Annotated in this window: 18 protein-coding genes, 1 tRNA gene and 2 pseudogenes; 7 read left to right on the forward strand and 14 right to left on the reverse strand. The window is 57.1% G+C overall.

Annotated elements, in window-relative coordinates; genetic code table 11:
* Nucleotides 1-210 precede the first annotated feature (210 nt).
* A complete protein-coding gene (locus BMY73_RS16900; protein ID WP_092408497.1) occupies nt 211-2,526 on the reverse strand; it encodes a fatty acid cis/trans isomerase in 2,316 nt (771 codons plus the stop codon).
* 172 nt (nt 2,527-2,698) lie between these two features.
* Between BMY73_RS16900 and metH the strand changes: the two genes are divergently transcribed.
* A complete protein-coding gene (gene metH, locus BMY73_RS16905) occupies nt 2,699-6,409 on the forward strand; it encodes a methionine synthase (RefSeq protein ID WP_092408499.1) in 3,711 nt (1,236 codons plus the stop codon).
* A gap of 95 nt (nt 6,410-6,504) precedes the next feature.
* On the opposite strand, the gene BMY73_RS16910 is transcribed toward metH, so the two are convergent.
* A complete protein-coding gene (locus tag BMY73_RS16910) occupies nt 6,505-6,723 on the reverse strand; it encodes a hypothetical protein (protein ID WP_092408501.1) in 219 nt (72 codons plus the stop codon).
* Between the two features lie 431 nt (nt 6,724-7,154).
* Nucleotides 7,155-7,373, reverse strand: a complete 219-nt coding sequence (locus tag BMY73_RS16915; protein WP_062381959.1) for a hypothetical protein — start codon at nt 7,371-7,373, stop codon at nt 7,155-7,157.
* A gap of 203 nt (nt 7,374-7,576) precedes the next feature.
* Between BMY73_RS16915 and BMY73_RS16920 the strand changes: the two genes are divergently transcribed.
* Nucleotides 7,577-7,783 (forward strand): DUF6434 domain-containing protein, encoded by a 207-nt coding sequence (locus tag BMY73_RS16920; RefSeq protein ID WP_092408503.1) that lies wholly within the window; start codon nt 7,577-7,579, stop codon nt 7,781-7,783.
* Nucleotides 7,784-7,955: 172 nt separating this feature from the next.
* On the opposite strand, the gene BMY73_RS16925 is transcribed toward BMY73_RS16920, so the two are convergent.
* On the reverse strand, nt 7,956-8,483 hold the full coding sequence (locus tag BMY73_RS16925; RefSeq protein WP_175500201.1) for a GAF domain-containing protein: 528 nt from the start codon (nt 8,481-8,483) through the stop codon (nt 7,956-7,958).
* Nucleotides 8,484-8,949: 466 nt separating this feature from the next.
* Between BMY73_RS16925 and BMY73_RS16930 the strand changes: the two genes are divergently transcribed.
* The 4 genes from BMY73_RS16930 to BMY73_RS28025 all read left to right on the forward strand — a co-directional run bounded on the left by BMY73_RS16930 (nt 8,950) and on the right by BMY73_RS28025 (nt 10,302).
* The gene (locus BMY73_RS16930; protein WP_062381962.1) at nt 8,950-9,132 is read left to right on the forward strand and encodes a hypothetical protein; all 183 of its coding nucleotides are present in this window, start codon (nt 8,950-8,952) and stop codon (nt 9,130-9,132) included.
* 208 nt (nt 9,133-9,340) lie between these two features.
* Entirely contained in the window at nt 9,341-9,550 is a 210-nt protein-coding gene (locus BMY73_RS16935) for a hypothetical protein (RefSeq protein ID WP_062381963.1), read from the forward strand.
* Between the two features lie 50 nt (nt 9,551-9,600).
* Nucleotides 9,601-9,951: a YceK/YidQ family lipoprotein gene (locus BMY73_RS16940; protein ID WP_092408507.1), complete on the forward strand. Its 351-nt coding sequence runs from the start codon at nt 9,601-9,603 to the stop codon at nt 9,949-9,951.
* A gap of 63 nt (nt 9,952-10,014) precedes the next feature.
* Nucleotides 10,015-10,302 carry a hypothetical protein gene (locus tag BMY73_RS28025; protein WP_139214247.1) on the forward strand — a complete coding sequence of 96 codons (288 nt, stop codon included), beginning with the start codon at nt 10,015-10,017 and terminating at the stop codon, nt 10,300-10,302.
* 1,121 nt (nt 10,303-11,423) lie between these two features.
* Here the strand turns inward: BMY73_RS28025 and BMY73_RS16950 are convergent.
* The 3 genes and pseudogenes from BMY73_RS16950 to BMY73_RS16960 form a co-directional block, all read right to left on the reverse strand.
* On the reverse strand, nt 11,424-11,864 hold the full coding sequence (locus BMY73_RS16950) for a type II toxin-antitoxin system YafO family toxin (protein WP_092408509.1): 441 nt from the start codon (nt 11,862-11,864) through the stop codon (nt 11,424-11,426).
* Between the two features lie 3 nt (nt 11,865-11,867).
* Nucleotides 11,868-12,404, reverse strand: coding sequence for a hypothetical protein (locus BMY73_RS16955; protein ID WP_139214248.1), 537 nt, complete (start codon nt 12,402-12,404; stop codon nt 11,868-11,870).
* A gap of 214 nt (nt 12,405-12,618) precedes the next feature.
* Nucleotides 12,619-12,999, reverse strand: a pseudogene (locus tag BMY73_RS16960) (phage minor tail protein L); the annotation flags it as partial.
* Nucleotides 13,000-13,066: 67 nt separating this feature from the next.
* Between BMY73_RS16960 and BMY73_RS28900 the strand changes: the two are divergent.
* Nucleotides 13,067-13,889 (forward strand): annotated as a pseudogene (locus BMY73_RS28900) (hypothetical protein).
* 82 nt (nt 13,890-13,971) lie between these two features.
* Here BMY73_RS28900 and BMY73_RS16970 read toward each other — a convergent pair.
* From BMY73_RS16970 to rpmI, 7 genes are all read right to left on the reverse strand, one after another.
* Nucleotides 13,972-14,048: transfer RNA gene (locus BMY73_RS16970), tRNA-Pro, on the reverse strand.
* A 91-nt stretch (nt 14,049-14,139) separates the two neighbouring features.
* On the reverse strand, nt 14,140-14,496 hold the full coding sequence (locus tag BMY73_RS16975; RefSeq protein ID WP_062387170.1) for a MerR family transcriptional regulator: 357 nt from the start codon (nt 14,494-14,496) through the stop codon (nt 14,140-14,142).
* Entirely contained in the window at nt 14,477-14,779 is a 303-nt protein-coding gene (gene ihfA, locus BMY73_RS16980; RefSeq protein WP_002553164.1) for an integration host factor subunit alpha, read from the reverse strand. Before ihfA ends, BMY73_RS16975 begins: the two co-directional genes overlap by 20 nt.
* 3 nt (nt 14,780-14,782) lie before the next feature.
* Nucleotides 14,783-17,164, reverse strand: coding sequence for a phenylalanine--tRNA ligase subunit beta (gene pheT / locus BMY73_RS16985; RefSeq protein ID WP_092408511.1), 2,382 nt, complete (start codon nt 17,162-17,164; stop codon nt 14,783-14,785).
* Between the two features lie 84 nt (nt 17,165-17,248).
* A complete protein-coding gene (gene pheS, locus BMY73_RS16990) occupies nt 17,249-18,265 on the reverse strand; it encodes a phenylalanine--tRNA ligase subunit alpha (RefSeq protein ID WP_092408513.1) in 1,017 nt (338 codons plus the stop codon).
* Nucleotides 18,266-18,370: 105 nt separating this feature from the next.
* The gene (rplT, locus tag BMY73_RS16995) at nt 18,371-18,727 is read right to left on the reverse strand and encodes a 50S ribosomal protein L20 (protein WP_007905879.1); all 357 of its coding nucleotides are present in this window, start codon (nt 18,725-18,727) and stop codon (nt 18,371-18,373) included.
* 28 nt (nt 18,728-18,755) lie between these two features.
* On the reverse strand, nt 18,756-18,950 hold the full coding sequence (rpmI, locus tag BMY73_RS17000) for a 50S ribosomal protein L35 (RefSeq protein ID WP_002553160.1): 195 nt from the start codon (nt 18,948-18,950) through the stop codon (nt 18,756-18,758).
* Nucleotides 18,951-19,000 lie beyond the last annotated feature (50 nt).

Here is a 19,000-nt window from a genome sequence, read left to right on the forward strand (position 1 = left end):
GGTCCGACTTCGATGTTTGCAAAAAGGTTCGACGGGACTGACAGACTGCGTAATGGCTGCAGGCCATGTTTTATAAGGCTTTTTGAGGATGCTCAAGTCTGTCGCAGGCGCGCGTTTGCCCGCGATTGCGGCGTATCAGCGACACAGGTGTCGCCATGAAAACCACCATCGCGGGCAAGCGCGCCTATACGTTCAGCGACCAACGGTCACTTACAGATTTTCATATCGGTTCATGTCCAGCACCCCCGCCTCCTGCGGGTCGGTTTCCTGAATGTACCGATTCAGATCGTGGAAATACGTCCAGAACAGTGGATGACTGCGACGCACGCCCCAGCGTTCGACGATTTTTTCGAACGCTTCCTTGTGATCGTGGGCCTGCTCCATCGCATCCACGAAATCGCTCACCTCGCTGGCCGGGATATTGAAGATGAAATTCGGGTAGCTGCTGAGGACACCCGGGTAGATCGTCAAGCTGTCTAGCCCGGGCTGATAGCGATAGGCCTCGCCCAACAGAAACGCTACGTTACTGTGTGCGCGGTTGCGCAGCATGCTGTAGACGATGCGCTTGCCGCTCCCATCCTGAATACGGAGCATCGTCGCCTCCGGCAACTGGTTGATGACCTTCAACCCCGCTGCCGGACGCGAAACCAGGCGGCTCAGCGACTGCTCGACCTCACTGAACACCGGCCCGACACCCTGCCGTGAACAATACGCGCCGCTGCAGCGGTTGATCGGATCAGGAGACGCATTGAGTGTACCGGCGCGCTCGACCAACTTGCGTTCGAAGTCGCGCTCCGGATCTTTCTCGTCCAGCTTCATGCCGGTCGGCGTGTCGTCATCGATGGCCTGATAGTCCAGCCACATTTTCACCTTGCCGCTGTTCTGGTACCAACTGCCGAGGATGTCATCGCGCTTATCGGCCGGCATCAGGCGCAGGAAATTGACTTCGGCGCCGTTGCGGATCAGATCGAAATACAGACGCGTCTGTACCTGGTGCGACACGTTGCCAAACACATCGAAGTTCACGGCCAGTTGGTAGTACGTGCGCTCCAGCAGTGGGTAGTCAAACAGCCAGACGGTGTTGGGCAGATCACCGATCAGCCCCTTGGTGACCGAGGCGCTGTCGAAATGGCGGAAGATCGTCAGCAGTGCGTTGTCGTTGCCGGCCCACAATGTCGCCCAACCGGGCGGCGGCATATGCGCATAGGCGTCACTGCGAAGCTCTTCGTACTCGTTTCGCTTGTCACGGTAGTCGTGCCACAGGGTCAGGACACTGCCCACATCGTCATCCTGACCCGGCATCGCCAGCAGCGGCGTTGCCTTGCCGCGATAGACAGCATCGGTGATGTAGCGGTCATGGGCGGGTTCCTGGAACAACGCCCAGAAATGATCGCGAATCACGTCAGTTGCAATCTCGCCGCGACACACCGGACCGCGAATGAACGTTCTGACGAAGTATTCCGCGTTATCCAGCATGAACTGGTAGCGCGCCACCGCCGGAATTTCCTTGAAGGTGTCGAACGGGTTCGCGCGGCGCTGCGGGCCGTAGCCCGGCAGTTCGGTGGCGTGCCAGTTACCGCTGTAGAACAGCTGTTTGACCCGATCCAGCTTCTGTGGGCTCATCGGATAAGTGATGTGAGTCTTGTGGACGATGACGCCCTGAACCGGCATCAAACGGTAATAGAAGGTTGTCCCCGGATCGTCATCCGGACGGCGGGTTGCGATCAGGTCCACCGGCTGTCCGCTGGGCGTACGCGAACGCACCCATTGAAAGAAATGCCCAGGCTCGCCACCGGAGAAATAAATGTGCGCCAGAAACAGGTGCTCGTATAACCAGCGCGCAACCAACGCCTCGGTCGAGCCGGGACGATTGAAGAGGTTTTCCCAGTCGGAGATCTGCGCGGCTTCAGCGGGACTGGCCTGCACGGGCGCTTGCTCGACAGGCGCTCCGGCGGCCAGCCAGCGCTGGAGGGTGTTGTATTGCGCGTCTGTCAGACCGGTAACTGCCAGCGGCATGCCCTGGCCGGGATGCGACCTGGCATACCCCTCGAATTCCTGAGGCAGCGGGCACATGTTCTCGCGATTAAGCCCCAGCACGATGTCGTCCGGGATCTTGGCGTTGGGCTCCAGCGGCGCGCTGTGACCGAACTCGAGCATTCTCGCCATCAATGCGGCCTGATTGCTCTGGCCATCGAGCACCGAGTAAAAGCCTTTCTTGCGCCAGGCATCAGGGCCCTCGGCGTCATAGAAAATCCGCGTCGGCGCAACGGCCTGACTGCGGTCACCCTGGTACACCGGCACCTTGGACGCCCCGCGCAATGCGCCCTCCCCGCTGCCCAGGTTCAACTGGCAGGCTGCATCGTTGCACGCGTGGCAAGCGACGCATTTCTCGGTGAAGATCGGCTGAATGTCCCGGCTATAGGAAATGGCCGTGGCCGCAGGAATTGATTGGGGAAGAGGCGACTGCGCGAACGCTGCACCGCCAACCATCAAGGCCACAACCGTGGCGTACAAGCGATGCAACATGGAACGAGGTCCTGAACGTAAAAATGCCCGATGATTCTACCTGTGGCGAGCGGCCATCAACATGAACAGAATTCATGTAAATTCCGTGACGGTTTAAAACCGTACAGGTTTGCTATTATTTCGCACTTTTCGGCAGCACCTTATTTCGTATTTCTTCATCCGGGTACTCTTCATGTCAGATCGCAGCGCGCGTCTTCAAGCACTTCAGCAGGCTCTCAAAGAGCGAATCCTGATTCTCGATGGCGGCATGGGCACCATGATCCAGAGCTATCGCCTGGAGGAAGAAGACTACCGTGGCAAGCGCTTTGCCGACTGGCCAAGTGACGTCAAGGGCAACAACGACCTGCTGATCCTGACCCGCCCGGACGTCATCGGCGCGATCGAAAAGGAATACTTGGACGCTGGCGCCGACATCCTCGAAACCAACACCTTCAACGCGACCCAGGTGTCCCAGGCCGACTACGGCATGGAAGCGCTAGTGTATGAGCTGAACGTGGAAGGCGCCCGCCTTGCCCGGCAGGTCGCCGACGCCAAGACCCTGGAAACACCGGACAAGCCACGCTTTGTCGCCGGCGTGCTCGGCCCGACCAGCCGCACCTGTTCCCTGTCCCCGGACGTCAATAACCCCGGCTACCGCAACGTCACCTTCGATGAACTGGTGGAGAACTACACCGAAGCCACCAAGGGCCTGATCGAAGGCGGTGCGGACATGATCCTCATCGAAACCATCTTCGACACCTTGAACGCCAAGGCGGCGATCTTCGCCGTCCAGGGCGTCTTCGATGAAATCGGCTTCGAATTGCCGATCATGATCTCGGGCACCATCACCGATGCGTCTGGCCGTACGCTGTCGGGCCAGACCACCGAAGCGTTCTGGAACTCGGTGCGCCACGCCAATCCGATCTCGGTGGGTCTGAACTGTGCATTGGGCGCCAGTGAACTGCGTCCGTACCTCGAAGAACTGTCCAACAAGGCCGACACCCACGTGTCGGCGCACCCGAACGCCGGTCTGCCAAACGAATTCGGTGAGTACGATGAGGCGCCCGCCGAGATGGCCAAGGTCGTCGAAGAGTTCGCCCAGAGCGGCTTCCTCAACATCGTCGGCGGTTGCTGCGGCACCACCCCGGCACACATCAAAGCCATCGCCAACATCGTCGCCAGCTACGCGCCGCGCGCGATTCCGGACATTCCGAAGGCCTGTCGCCTGTCGGGTCTGGAACCGTTCACCATCGACCGCAGCTCGCTGTTCGTCAACGTCGGTGAGCGCACCAACATCACCGGTTCTGCCCGCTTCGCCCGCCTGATCCGTGAAGACAATTACACCGAAGCGCTGGAAGTGGCCCTGCAACAGGTCGAAGCCGGCGCCCAGGTGATCGACATCAACATGGACGAAGGCATGCTGGACTCGAAGAAGGCCATGGTGACCTTCCTCAACCTGATAGCCGGCGAACCGGACATCTCCCGCGTGCCGATCATGATCGACTCGTCGAAATGGGACGTAATCGAAGCCGGCCTCAAGTGCATTCAGGGCAAGGGCATCGTCAACTCGATCAGCATGAAGGAAGGCGTCGAGCAGTTCATCCACCACGCCAGGCTGTGCAAGCGCTATGGCGCTGCCGTGGTGGTGATGGCGTTCGACGAGGCCGGTCAGGCCGACACCGAGGCGCGCAAGAAGGAAATCTGCAAACGCTCCTACGACATTCTGGTCAACGAAGTCGGTTTCCCGCCGGAAGACATCATCTTCGACCCGAACATCTTCGCGGTCGCCACCGGCATCGAGGAGCACAACAACTACGCGGTCGATTTCATCAATGCGTGCGCGTACATCCGTGACGAGCTGCCGTATGCGCTCACGTCCGGCGGTGTCTCCAACGTGTCGTTCTCGTTCCGGGGCAACAACCCGGTGCGCGAGGCGATTCACTCGGTGTTCCTGCTGTACGCCATCCGCAGCGGCCTGACCATGGGCATCGTCAACGCTGGCCAGCTGGAAATCTACGACGAGATTCCTGCCGAGCTGCGCGACGCGGTAGAAGACGTGGTGTTGAACCGAACGCCCAATGGCACCGACGCACTGCTGGCCATTGCCGACAAGTTCAAGGGCGATGGCTCGGTCAAGGAAGCCGAAACCGAAGAATGGCGCAGCTGGGAGGTCAATGAGCGCCTCAAGCACGCACTGGTCAAGGGTATTACGACGCACATCGTCGAGGACACCGAGCTCTCGCGTCAGTCCTTCGCGCGCCCCATCGAGGTCATCGAAGGCCCGCTGATGGCGGGCATGAACGTGGTGGGCGATCTGTTCGGTTCGGGCAAGATGTTCCTGCCGCAGGTGGTCAAATCCGCCCGCGTCATGAAGCAGGCAGTGGCCCATCTGATTCCATTTATCGAAGCGGAAAAAGGCGACAAGCCGGAGGCCAAGGGCAAAATCCTGATGGCCACGGTCAAAGGCGACGTCCATGACATTGGCAAGAACATCGTTGGCGTTGTATTGGGTTGTAACGGTTACGACATCGTCGACCTCGGCGTCATGGTACCGGCGGAAAAGATCCTGCAGGTGGCCAAGGACGAGAAGTGCGACATCATCGGCCTGTCCGGCCTGATCACGCCGTCGCTGGACGAGATGGTTCACGTCGCCCGCGAGATGCAGCGTCAGAACTTCAGCCTGCCGCTGATGATCGGCGGCGCGACCACGTCCAAAGCGCACACGGCCGTGAAAATCGAGCCGAAGTACAGCAACGACGCCGTGATCTACGTCACCGACGCCTCGCGCGCCGTGGGCGTGGCCACCCAGCTGCTGTCCAAGGAACTGAAAGCCGGCTTCATCGAGAAAACCCGCGCCGAGTACGTTGAAGTGCGCGAGCGGACCTCAGCCCGTAGCGCCCGGACTGAGCGTCTGAGCTACAGCGCGGCGATCGCCAAGAAACCACAGTTCGACTGGGCCAGCTATCAGCCGGTCAAGCCGACGTTTACCGGCGTCAAGGTGCTGGAAGACATCGACCTCAACGTGCTGGTCGATTACATCGACTGGACCCCGTTCTTTATCTCGTGGGACCTGGCGGGTAAGTACCCGCGCATCCTCACGGACGAAGTCGTCGGTGAAGCAGCGACCTCCCTGTTCAACGATGCCCAGGAAATGCTGCGTAAACTGATCGACGAAAAACTGATTCGCAGCCGCGCGGTGTTCGGGTTCTGGCCCGCCAACCAGGTGGACCATGACGATCTGGAGCTGTACGGCGATGACGGCAAGCCTCTGGCAAAACTGCATCACTTGCGTCAGCAGATCATCAAGACCGACGGCAAGCCAAACTTCTCGCTCGCCGATTTCGTAGCCCCGAAAGGCAGCGGCGTCACCGACTATGTCGGCGGCTTCATCACCACTGCCGGCATCGGTGCCGAGGAGGTGTCCAAGGCCTATCAGGACAAGGGCGACGACTACAACGCGATCATGGTCAAAGCCCTGGCCGATCGTCTGGCCGAGGCCTGCGCCGAATGGCTGCACCAGCAAGTGCGTAAAAACTACTGGGGCTACGCGACTGACGAACAACTGGACAACGAAGACCTGATCAAAGAGAAATACGTCGGCATCCGCCCCGCGCCCGGCTACCCGGCCTGTCCTGACCACACCGAGAAAGGCGTCCTGTTCGACCTGCTGGACCCGACCCAGGGCGACGGCAAGCCTGGCATCAGCGGCGTGTTCCTGACCGAGCACTATGCGATGTTCCCGGCAGCGGCCGTCAGCGGCTGGTACTTCGCCCACCCACAGGCGCAATACTTTGCCGTAGGCAAAATCGACAAGGACCAGGTGGAGAGCTACAACGCCCGTAAGGGGCAGGAGATGCGCGTCACCGAGCGGTGGCTGGCGCCTAATCTCGGGTATGACGAGTAATCGTCCAGCCGATACCCTTGGCACCGCAGCAGTGACGTCTACAGCCATGACGTCATGGCTTATAAACCTGCTGCGGATGCTGCTTCGGCCACGCGTTAGCGATAACGGCCCTGCTGCATCAATTGAAGGGCTTCGGGCAAATCGAGATGCGAATGCAGATTGGCAAAAGAAGCCTGCTGAAGCACCACTGCCGACTTCCAGGCGACGCCCCCCATTGCCGAGCTGGACACCATCTTCATCATATTGAGCGTCGATTCATCCAGCGCGAGTAAAAGCGTATGGGCCGTAAAACGGAAATCGTCTGCAGTTTGCATGCGGAAAACCTTTCAGCTGAAGCAATCGGTTATCGATTCCATCTATTTATGAGCAATGGCTGATCAGCTAATTCAACTAAACCGGATCAACGGTCTCTCTGGATAGGTGCTGGCGGCCAACCTGCTCAGTGCGCGGGCAGCAAAGGTACTCGACGCCTCCGGCGGGCCAGGAATGCGCCTCAATTGACGATCAGCGCACACGCCAGGAGTGATAAACCCAAGCCGGTCAGAACCGGTACGTTGTAGATCAACCCCACTCCCAGTAACGGAACCCCGACGACAAACGTTGGATCGCGTAGAAATGCGAAAGCTCTCAATTTCGCTGCTCCAGTACGATGGAGCAGCCAGCATAGCATTGAGCCGTTACCCCCAGACACTCGTCCCCCGCTCCGCGATCCGATCATCTGCCTGACCGGCTGCCGGATTTCGCATCACGCGATGTTGAGAAGACTCACCGGTGGCTTTTCATCCGCCTTCAGGTACAGATAGTCGCGCCAGTTCCGAAAAGCGCGTTGCTGACGTTCAAAGGCTTCCTGCCACTGCGGACAGCCCACCTGGTCGACACCGATCGCCATCATCTGCTCAGTGGCCTCATCAAGCTCTTTGATTAAATCGAGCGCATTAGGTACATCAAATACATTAGGTCGCATAAATTCCGTTTCCTAGGGCTATCCCATTGAGTAGCCAACCTTTTGATAGTGCTCATGTTCCGACGAGCGGCTGTTTTCGGCGACAAACCATAGCGATGGCGGAACAGAGACAGAGGCCGCTTAGGGATGCATCCCGCGCGCGAGCAAAATTGCTACGCTCTTACGCGTGCCGACGAGGGGTCGGCTTCGGCAAAGGAATCAACATGGCATTCAACTGGCACTCAGACCCGATCACGCGCACCACCCCACTGGATAAGCATTACCGCAACACTCAAAACGTCCGGCGGTTTCTCATCTCGCAATGTGGCGAGGCATTCAAGTTCGACCGACCGTTCATGGCATGGATCAAACAAAGCGCGCCCCAGACAATGGGCGACGTGGCTGATGAGTGGCGTCGCCTACACCCCTGAAGCGTGCGCCCTGACGCGATTGCTGGAGCAGTGCCAGAAGCACATCGGATGGCCTGGCAGCACGTGCGCAGCCGTGCGACTCGATGTCATTGGAACTGCCGACATTCTGCGCAAACCCGGTTTGCTTCAGGCACAAAAAAACCGCCCGAAGGCGGCTCGTGTGAGCAGTAGGTCAGACGGCCATTTCAGCTGGACCGGAAACCTTTTCGGGAGAGTGATCGTAGTGCCACTGGAAAATGCTGCCGACCAGTTTTGCAAAAATCACCAGTACGTCGATTGCTTCCTGCGCCTCCAATCGATTTGCGTCCGGATCGAGCACGCACAGAGACCCGAACAAGCTGTCGTCTCGCAGAAAGATGGGAATAGAGATGGAGCTTTCAAAGCCATAGCGCTGAGAAGCGATATTGCCTTTATGCACCGGGTTCTGGCTGACGCAGCCCACCACCAGACTGGAAGGGTCAACCAACAAGTTACTGCACATCGAGTACTCAAGGGGAAACCTCTCCCCATCCTTGATACCCAGGCAAATCTCGTCATTCACGCTGCACGCAACCCACTCTCGGTCGCAAAACTTAACGATCGCAGCAAAGCGCAAGCCCGTCAGCCGCACGATCAACTTTAAAATATTAGTGGTTGCCTCAATTTCGGCGATGGCGTTCAGCTCTTCCACCGAAAGCTGGGAGTTTGACGTTTTGCTCACAATGAGGACCTCGATCCCATAATGCTGTCTCGAATTCATAACAGCTGACGGGCCGGTATACCAGAAGGGCAAAAGGCTAGCAATGAGCTACCAGACGAACGCGATGGCAGGTGTACGTCTTATCTTCAGCGTGAATTGAACCGGAGATAAAGGGACTGCCCCAGCGCCGACGGCCGATGCAGATCGGAACCGGGCTCAGGCTGGGCGAGGTGTTGCTTCGCTGAAGCGAAGGCACAGGAAAGACGACTTTCACGCCTCGACCGTGGTCTGCTATCGAGCAGTAGTCGCTCGGGGCGGCCGAGCTCTCTTTCGAAGCAGCCTGTGCGAATTAAAGGATTCGGAATAACTCATCCTCCCGAATGGCGCCAACCACCTGATTGAATTCGTATTCTTAAAAACCTTCAGCTACACTTTTCACTGCCAAGGAGCAATGTTTCCATGGGGCTATTTAAGAAAAGGAGAGCTTATGCCGTTCAACAACCGATCCCAAAGACAACTGGCCAGCTTGCGACGTATGCGTGAGTGGCATCTCGACCAAGCCTTGCGCGCCAAAGTTAACGGAAAGAAGCAGGAGGCTGAATTTCATTTCCGATACTACGACCTCCTTGGGCCAGCAGTCGAAGTACCGCAGCGCGGAGACAGCGATTAGTGGAAGAGCTTATCGCCCCGGGCCGTCCGGGGCCTGATACGCCCTTTTCACAACCAAGCCCTACTGTGCTGGCTGCGTCACTGCACTTTCCAGCTCTCCCGCTCTTCTATCAGCCCGCTAACTCTTTCCATTCGCTTTTTCCCAGACAAAAAAGCCCGCGAATGAGGGGTCATTGGATAAAATGCGCCTTCCACGCATGGAGGCAGTTATGAAGCACCTGATTACTCTTTCAATAGCTTTGCTGATCACCAGCTGCGCGAATTACAGCGACCGAGGGCCGGAAGGTGGTAACCAGAAGGTCACCAGCACCGGTTACGCCGTGAGTTGCAACGCAGAGCCACGCAATCAGCCCGGCTGCTATCAGAAGACGGGATCATCCTGGAGCTTGGGCAATCTGAAGTTCAGCCTAGGCAATTGATCTGAAGATTTTCGGGGTCCCCAGGCCTTTCAATTCAGGGTTTGCCAAAAATGGGGCGACACGTCGAGAAGGAGAATTTCCCAGTGAAGGTATGGGCCACTGCCTGTTGCTTCGCGGCACTTGCTGGCTGCGGCACCATCAAGACGCTCCATGACGCGAGAGGTGCAGCCGACGACCTCGCCTCTGCGCACTCTAACTGCCGCACGATCCCGCGCGCATACAGCGGTGTTGCTTACAACTACTGCACACTGGACGGACCGGAAACGTACGGGATACGGCCATCAATGCAAACAGTGGCGATAGACATTGTGCTGTCTGGGGTAAGCGACACGGTTTTGCTTCCTTATACGCTGTACCAGCAGAGCGAGCTCGGGGTGATACAGGTGCGCCGTAAACAGTAGTCCAATGTTGTCAATCACGGCTCAGAAGGCTGCTGCGACATATGAGGGCTATTGGAGTGAAAAATGAGCCACATCAAGGCAAAGGTAAAAGCGCTATCTGAGCTAGTTGATGCTCCCGATGGTGCAAACACTATATTTGAGCGATCAGCTCTTTTCTCAGCAGTTCAACACCTCGTGAACGATCTGTCCGCCCATGAAGATCTCAACGGGTATGCCAAAGAAAAGGCGGAAACCGTTCGTTGGCATGTTGGTGCTGCACTTGACTTCGATCAAACAAATGGACACTACTCGCGACAGCATCGCGTTTGGGCTCTTGGAGAAGTCCAAACCCTTGAGTCTTGCTACGAGTAGCTCCCGAACCCGGCTATCTCAGCTAGCCAACGAACAAGGAATGTGGAATGTCCGCCCTCACCTTCAAACTCCTCAGTCACACCAAGCGGGACGACGGCCTGATTGGGCGTTATCACTTGGAAGTCACGGACACGAGCAGCGACAGGACCGTAACGATCTCCGCTGAGCCAAAGCATCTCGCTTCCGCTCGCTGCATGAAAACCCTGCTACTAGATCGATGCATTTTCTACAGGGCAACGCGAGAGGAACACGACCAGATGGTCCTTGCGATGTTAGATCCGCGATATGCCAGTTCCGAACAATAACTCCCCTCTTCCACTCGAACCTCTTCACGCATGCAGATCGACTTCTCATCAGCGTTGACCTTACTTGATCACATCTGGACTGTCGGTTCGGATGGAATTATCTGCGCCGTTGTCGTCGCCGCAGCGTCATTGATCTGGAAGAAATTGAAGAGCCTGTCGCTGAACTCTTCCAATTGAGTTAGGGAGGAGGTCCTATGACGCCGGGGTGCAAAACATTCCGTTGTCAGAGGAATCCGGCTTCGCGAACTCAAATTTCTGCGCACCTACCCATTTGATGAAGCTTGGATAAACCGAGAGGTAAGCCGAGGACACACCTCGCAGATCATCTTCCTGCTCTGGTTCGGATTCTGGATCATGGCGGCGGGACTGAAAAACGTTGTCACAGTGTCCGGTGCTCCGCTGTCTGCATCGCCGATCGCAATGCTACTAGGCGCATGCCCTATGTACGTTTTTGAGGTTTTGTGGATCTATCATTCTTCGGCGGCAGCGAAGATCATAAGGCATCGGCAGAAAGTAAAAATCTGGCGCTACAGGCACTGACCGGCAGCCGGATGCAAAAAACCCAGCGCGGGGCTGGGCTACTCATCAGACACAGGTGCCGCCTTTGTGATGCGACCCTGTTCCGCCTGTTGGATGCGTGCCTTTGGGGCAGGCTGACGCTGACAACGAAACGATCGACAACAAAGCTACCAGGCCTGCGATTGCTATTTTCTTCATGACGCCCTCCTTGCACTGCGGAATGCAGTTCCAGGCTATCGGCGCACGAGATGCCCGCTTGAATCAAAAAGCCCAGCCCGAAGCTGCCCATCGATCTGATCAGTTGGCGTACTGAAACTCTCGACCCAATCTACCGAGATAAAGCATAAGGTCATTGTTATTCGCTTGGGCATGAGCATCGGGCATAAGGATGCCGATGATGCAGAACTTATGAAATTCAATGCGCCCACGGGCATAAACCAAAGCTACATCTTTGGTTGGGTCGCCAACTTTACATTTGCGCTGACCTTGCTTCAGTTTCTCAGGAAATTTTCTAGGAGGTATGCAGAGATGAATATGTTCTAAGCAGCCCGATATTTCCTTCGGAGATCCGTATTCGGCATCAAATCCGAAGTAATCCGGTAAATCATCCCTCATGGACTGCTGATAACGGCAGAAGTCAGCCAGCAGGCCACTCAAGAATCCAGGATTGGTGGCTTCGAGCGGCTTGAAATACGTGTCGTACGTATCGGGGTGAAATGAAACCTCTACCGGCTCCATTTCTTAAGCGTTAGATGCGATGTCGGCCCGTCTTGCCAATTTCGCCATGGAGATAAGACCGTTGCGATCAATAGAACTTTCGAACACGCAAGGCTCGATAGTCATCTGACGAATCAAATTAGCGTTCCTGTCGGCCTTATAGCGAGCTTCGGCGATGGTAAAGATCAATTTGTCACCGTCGGGACCGAGATCACCCGTGCCTCGAAGCGACTTGATCTCAGAAAGCGCTCGCCCAAGAATCTCCGCAACCATTGCAAATGGATGGTTTTGCATAAGCTCTTCGGGGATGGAGTTGGCCAAAATACTACGATACGCACCATCGAAGAACATCGTCATCCACTCAGCCATCTCCAACAGGACTGGAATCTTGGCTAAAGCATCGGCTTCTTGGATGGAATCCAGAGTTTTGTACATTGCAGACGGCTTGCCACTCGCATCACCCAATGACACATCGCTTGCGAACGTACCGGCAGCCATAGCCAACGCACAGACAAGCGCTAGCTTGTTCGCGATTGGGCTTTTTCTTTCCTGTACGTCCATCATACTCTTCTCTCACCGTATCCACTCAGCATCAGTTGACGCTTGTGTCAACCAGTATATCCACTGCTCGTATTTGAGCAAGCTCATAGTAGTTTCTAGATGGTTAGCCTATAGCAGGCTTATTCTGGGCGCATGTCTATTCACAGCCGTCCTGCTACCAAGACCATCCGGAGTCTAAGGCCCGTTCGCGTCTTCGTGCCTGAGGATCAGGCGTGTACCCGCCAGTCATGCAACAGTGGCACAGGGTGGTCATCTGGCGGCCGATGGATTCACCGCCCACATCTCCTGGGCTGGCCAGCTCCCACGATACGGTCTAGCCGTCCTCGTTGGTCTTCTGGTCGAGATACCAGACCTTGATCGATTCCTGCGTGGGGGCGGCGTCAGGGTTCCCATCGGGGAAGTTTTCGGCGTCGAGGTAGGTGCCCAGCGTGTGCCGCATGGTCAGCTTGAATTCGAGCAGATCTTCTAAGGCCAGGCAAAGTGCGGTGATTCGCCCATTGACGTTGCCCACTGACAGCGTCGGACGGACGGCGGTACCGTCGCCATTGGCTTCAATGCCTTCAATCTGCACCCGCCAGGCGCCGTACTCCTCGCCCCAGGGTCAATCAGGACAACAATCAACCCCGAAGCGAGCGCCAAGCGGGGGCCAAAGGAGCAACCGAATGGCACAAAAAGCAATTACAGGGCTCCAGAAAATGCCGAACGGCATCTGGAAGATCGATAAAAAATACCGGGGAGAACGAATTCAGGAAAGTACTGGAACTGGTGACCGGGCGGAGGCCGAGCAATACCTGATCCACCTGCTGGAGAAACTGCGGCAGTGCAAGGTTTATGGCGTGCGGCAGGTACGAACATGGCGGGAGGCGTCGATACGCTTCCTCCTTGAAGTTAAGGACCAGGCTTCGATTCATGTTTCAGCCACTTACATGTAACAGCTCGACCCCTTCATAGGGCATCTGCCCATCACCCATATAGATGACGACTCACTGCCCCCCCCTACATCCACTCGAAGCTGCATCCGGCCGAAGGGAAGCCTGTGTCGAATAGGACCGTGAATATCGCGCTGCAACGCGTCATCAGGGTTTTGAATGTGTGTGCAAGGAAATGGCGGGACGAGGAGCGGCGCCCGTGGCTGGACGTGGTCCCGATGATTTCACTGCTGGACGAGAAGACGAAGGCGAGAAAGCCCTATCCGCTGTCCTGGGATGAGCAGTCGATCCTGTTCGCTGAACTGCCCGCCCACTTGGCAGACGATGGCCATGTTCAAGGTGGACACTGGTCTTGAAGCACACCTTTGGCAGAAGGCTACGTGCAGCGGGCGTGACAGAGGAAGATCGCAAAGCCCTACTGGGCCACAAGAACGGAAGCATCACCAGCCACTACTCAGCAGCCGAACTGGATCAGTCAATTGCAGCGGCCAACAAGGTATCAGTAACCGACTCGCGCGCACCAGCGCTGACGATTTTGAAAAGGAGGAACGCATGATTAAAAACGGAAGGGTCACTCGGAAAGTCACTGCCCCAGAAACAACAAAGCCACCATAAGGCGGCTAAGTCATTGAAATATATGGTCGGGACGGAGTGATTCGAACACTCGACCCCTAGCACCCCATGCTAGTGCGCTACCGGACTGCGCTACGCCCCGACTAGGCGTGAATCTGTTGTCGCTTCTTGCGAAAACGTCGAGGAATATACCCTAAGCGTTTGAATAATGGAAGTAATTTGATTCACTCGTCTCAGTTACGTAGCACGACCAGAACGTCTTCCAATTCAGCGATCATTTGTTTGATCAGTTGCTTGTACTGCAGAGAATCGTCCTTAACCTCATCGCTGGACATCCGCAATCGGGCGCCACCGATGGTGAAGCCCTGGTCGTAAAGCAGCGCGCGGATTTGTCGGATCATCAGCACGTCCTGTCGCTGATAATACCGACGATTCCCGCGGCGCTTGACCGGGTTGAGTTGAGGAAACTCCTGCTCCCAATAACGCAGAACGTGCGGTTTGACCGCGCAGAGCTCACTGACTTCACCGATGGTGAAGTAGCGTTTGCCGGGAATAGGCGGTAGCTCGTCGTTATGACTTGGTTCCAGCATAAGCCTCAACTCGGGCCTTCAATTTCTGCCCTGGGCGAAAGGTGACCACACGGCGAGCCGTAATCGGAATTTCTTCCCCTGTCTTGGGATTTCGACCCGGTCGCTGGCGTTTATCTCGCAAGTCAAAATTGCCGAATCCGGACAATTTGACCTGCTCGTTATCCTCCAGAGCGTGCCTGATTTCCTCAAAGAACAGCTCAACCAGTTCCTTGGCTTCTCGTTTATTCAGGCCTAGCTCTTCGTACAGACGTTCGGCCATCTCAGCTTTCGTCAGAGCCCCCATACGCTACTTCCTTAACGTGGCGTTTAACCTTTCCTCAAGCGAGGTGAGAATTTGCTGCGTCGAAGCGTTTACCTCATCGTCAGTAAGAGTGCGCGATGGATGTTGCCAGGTCAAGCCAACTGCAAGGCTTTTTCTATGCGGATCAATACCTTTACCCTGATAAACATCAAATAGCCTGAGGTCCGTCAGCCATTCCCCTGCATTTTCACGGATAACGTCCATCACAGCCGTGGCCGCAACCTCACGATCCGCCAGCAACGCCAGGTCTCGACGGACCTCCGGGAAGCGCGACAGCTCGTGGAATTTCGGCAGACGCCCCTGGGCAACCTCAGCCAGCACCAGCTCGAATACGAACACTGGACGGTCAAGGCCCAGCGTCTTGATCAGCTCAGGGTGCAAGGCACCGAGGTAGCCCACTTCACGGCCTTTTCGCTCAATGCGCGCCGTTTGACCCGGATGAAGCGCCGGGTGTTTGCCCGGTACAAAACGGAAATCGTCCAGTGCGCCCGCAAAACCAAGCACGGCCTCCACGTCAGCCTTGACGTCGAAGAAGTCCACTGCATCGCGCCCTTGTGCCCACCCTTCCGGCAAACGGCTGCCGCAGATCACACCTGCCAGCATAGGCTCTTGTTTCAAACCTTCCAGTTGACCCACGAAACGCAGGCCACTCTCAAACAGGCGTACGCGATCCTGTTGACGATTAAGGTTGTGCTGAAGCGCTTTGACCAGGCCGGGCCACAGCGACGAACGCATGGCCGCCATATCGGCGGAAATCGGGTTGGCCAACAGGAGCGGCTCGACACCTGGATTGAACAGTTCGAACCATTTCTGATCGATGAAGCTGTAGGTAATTGCTTCCTGATATCCCCGCGCGACCAGCAGACGACGCAGCGCGGGTAGATCCCCTCGCGCCTCGGCCCGGGCCTGCGGCGCCAGGCGTGCCTGCGGATAACGAACCGGCAGGCGGTTGTAACCGTACAAGCGCGCCAGCTCCTCGATCAGGTCGACTTCAAGCGTAATGTCGAAACGGTGACTTGGCACGTCGACGCGCCATTGACCGGCGGTATCAGCCGCAACCTTGAGCCCCAATCCAGTGAGCAAGCGCTCGACCTCGGTCGCCTCCATCTTCATGCCCAGCATCTGTTCGATGCGGTCGGCGCGCAGGATCACCGGCGCGATCGAGGGCAGGTGTTGCTCGCTGACGGTTTCGATGACCGGACCGGCTTCACCGCCCGTAATCTCCAGAAGCAAGCCCGTGGCCCGCTCCATCGCTTCACGCGCGAGCTGCCAGTCAACGCCGCGCTCATAGCGGTGTGAGGCGTCGGTGTGCAGGCCATACGAGCGCGCTTTGCCGGCGACTGCGATCTGATCGAAGAATGCGCTCTCCAGAAAGATGTCACGCGTGGTCGTGGTGTTCACGCCACTGTGTTCACCGCCCATCACTCCAGCGATAGCCAGCGCACGCTGGTGGTCGGCGATGACCAGGGTATCGGCGCGCAGGCTGACTTCCTGGCCGTCCAGCAGAACAAGCTTCTCGCCCTCTTCCGCCATTCGCACACGGATGCCGCCGTTGATTTCAGCGAGGTCGAACGCGTGCAGTGGCTGGCCCAGCTCGAGCATGACGTAGTTGGTGACGTCGACGGCGGCATCGATGCTGCGCACGTCGGAACGGCGCAAGCGCTCAACCATCCAGAGCGGCGTCGGACGGGACAAGTCAACGTTACGAATGACACGCCCCAGGTAACGCGGGCACGCAGCCGGGGCCAACACGTCGACCGGGCGCACTTCATCGTGGACCGCTGGGACGACGGCAACCTGTGGACGCGTGACGGCCGCGTCATACAGCGCGCCCACTTCACGGGCCAGACCTGCGACGGACAGGCAGTCGCCGCGGTTCGGCGTCAGGTCGACCTCGATGCTGGCGTCGTCCAGTTCCAGGTAAGCACGGAAATCCCTGCCCACCGGCGCGTCGGCCGGCAACTCCATCAAACCGTCGTTGCCCTCGCCCACTTGCAGCTCGGCCTGCGAACAGAGCATGCCATTGGACTCGACGCCACGCAGCTTCGCTTTCTTGATCTTGAAGTCGCCGGGTAGTTCGGCGCCGATCATGGCAAACGGGATCTTCAGGCCCGGGCGCACATTGGGCGCACCGCAGACAACCTGAAACGTTTCCGAACCATTATTGACCTGACAAACGCGCAGCTTGTCAGCGTCTGGATGCTGCTCGGTGCTCATGACCTCACCGACCACAACACCACTGAAAACGCCGGCCGCCGGGGTCACGCTATCGACCTCCAGCCCAGCCATCGACAGACGCGCTACCAGCTCGTCACGGGAGACCTGCGGGCTTACCCAGCCACGCAACCACTGTTCACTGAATTTCATCCTGCTCTCCTGATAGGTTCGTTACGGATCTGCGACCTGACCGCCGCACGAACGCCACCCCTGAGGTAGCGTCGCGCGGGGTTCCTAGCGAAATTGCGCGAGGAACCGCAAGTCGTTGTCGAAGAACAGGCGCAAGTCATTGACGCCGTAACGCAGCATGGCGAGACGCTCCGCGCCCATGCCGAAAGCAAAGCCCTGGAACTCTTCCGGATCGATACCGGACATACGCAGCACGTTCGGATGAACCATGCCGCAGCCCATGACTTCCAGCCATCCGGTCTGCTTGCAGACGCGGCAGCCTTTACCGCTGCACATCACGCACTCCATATCGACTTCGGCGGACGGCTCGGTAAACGGGAAATACGAGGGGCGGAAACGCACTGCCAGTTCTTTTTCAAAGAACACGCGCAGAAACTCCTCGATGGTTCCTTTCAGGTCGGCGAAGTTAATGTCGCGGTCGACCAGCAGGCCTTCGACCTGATGGAACATCGGAGAGTGAGTGATATCGGAGTCGCTGCGGTACACACGGCCTGGACAGACGATGCGGATCGGCGGCGTGTTCGATTCCATGGTGCGGACCTGTACCGGCGAGGTGTGGGTGCGCAGCAACATGTTGGCGTTGAAATAGAAGGTGTCATGCATCGACCGGGCCGGGTGATGGCCTGGGATGTTGAGCGCTTCGAAGTTGTGGTAATCGTCTTCCACCTCAGGGCCTTCGGCGATGCCGTAGCCAATGTGGGTGAAGAATTGTTCGATACGTTCCAGAGTCCGGGTGACAGGGTGCAGACCGCCAGTGGTCTGTCCACGGCCAGGCAGGGTTACGTCAATCGATTCGGCGGCGAGTCTGGCGGCAAGATCCGCTTCCTCGAACGACGCCTTACGCGCATTGAGAACCTCTGTGACGCGTTCCTTGGCAACGTTGATCAGCGCGCCGACCTGCGGACGCTCTTCCGCCGGCAAATTTCCCAGGGTCTTCATCACCTGAGTCAATTCACCCTTCTTGCCGAGGTAGTGAACCCGGATTTGCTCCAGGGCATTGATATCTTCGGCGCCTTGCACAGCCTCAAGTGCTTGAGAGACCAGCGCGTCCAGGTTTTCCATGTACAGACTCCAGATACGAAATAGGGGAAGAGCTTACAAGGCTCTTCCCCTATCTATGACGTTTAACACCGAACCTCGAAACGAGGCCCGGTGATTGCCGGGGACTTAGGCCAGAGTGGCTTTAGCTTTCTCGACAATCGCAGCAAACGCCGCTTTTTCGTTCACTGCCAGATCAGCCAGAACCTTACGGTCGATTTCGATCGACGCTTTTTTCAGGCCAGCGATGAAACGGCTGTAGGACAGACCGTTGATACGCGCACCAGCGTTGATACGAGCGATCCACAGAGCGCGGAACTGACGTTTTTTCTGACGACGGTCACGGTAGGCGTATTGGCCTGCCTTGATTACCGCTTGCTTGGCAACACGGAATACGCGTGAACGCGCGCCGTAGTAGCCTTTAGCAAGTTTCAGAATTTTTTTGTGTCGCTTACGGGCAATGACGCCACGCTTTACACGAGCCATGAGTTACTTCCTCTATTCTTGATCAAAATTAACGAAGGCGCAGCATGCGCTCGACTTTTGCCACGTCAGACGGATGCAGCAGGCTGCTTCCGCGCAGTTGACGCTTACGCTTGGTCGACATTTTGGTCAGGATGTGGCTCTTGAAAGCGTGCTTGTGCTTGATGCCATTCGCGGTTTTCAGAAACCGCTTAGCTGCACCACTTTTAGTCTTCATCTTTGGCATGTTCGGATACTCCGCATTCAGTTGATAAACATAACCGCAAGGCCTGCCGT

Origin of the sequence: Pseudomonas sp. NFACC02, assembly GCF_900110765.1 — a bacterium.
GTDB lineage: Bacteria > Pseudomonadota > Gammaproteobacteria > Pseudomonadales > Pseudomonadaceae > Aquipseudomonas.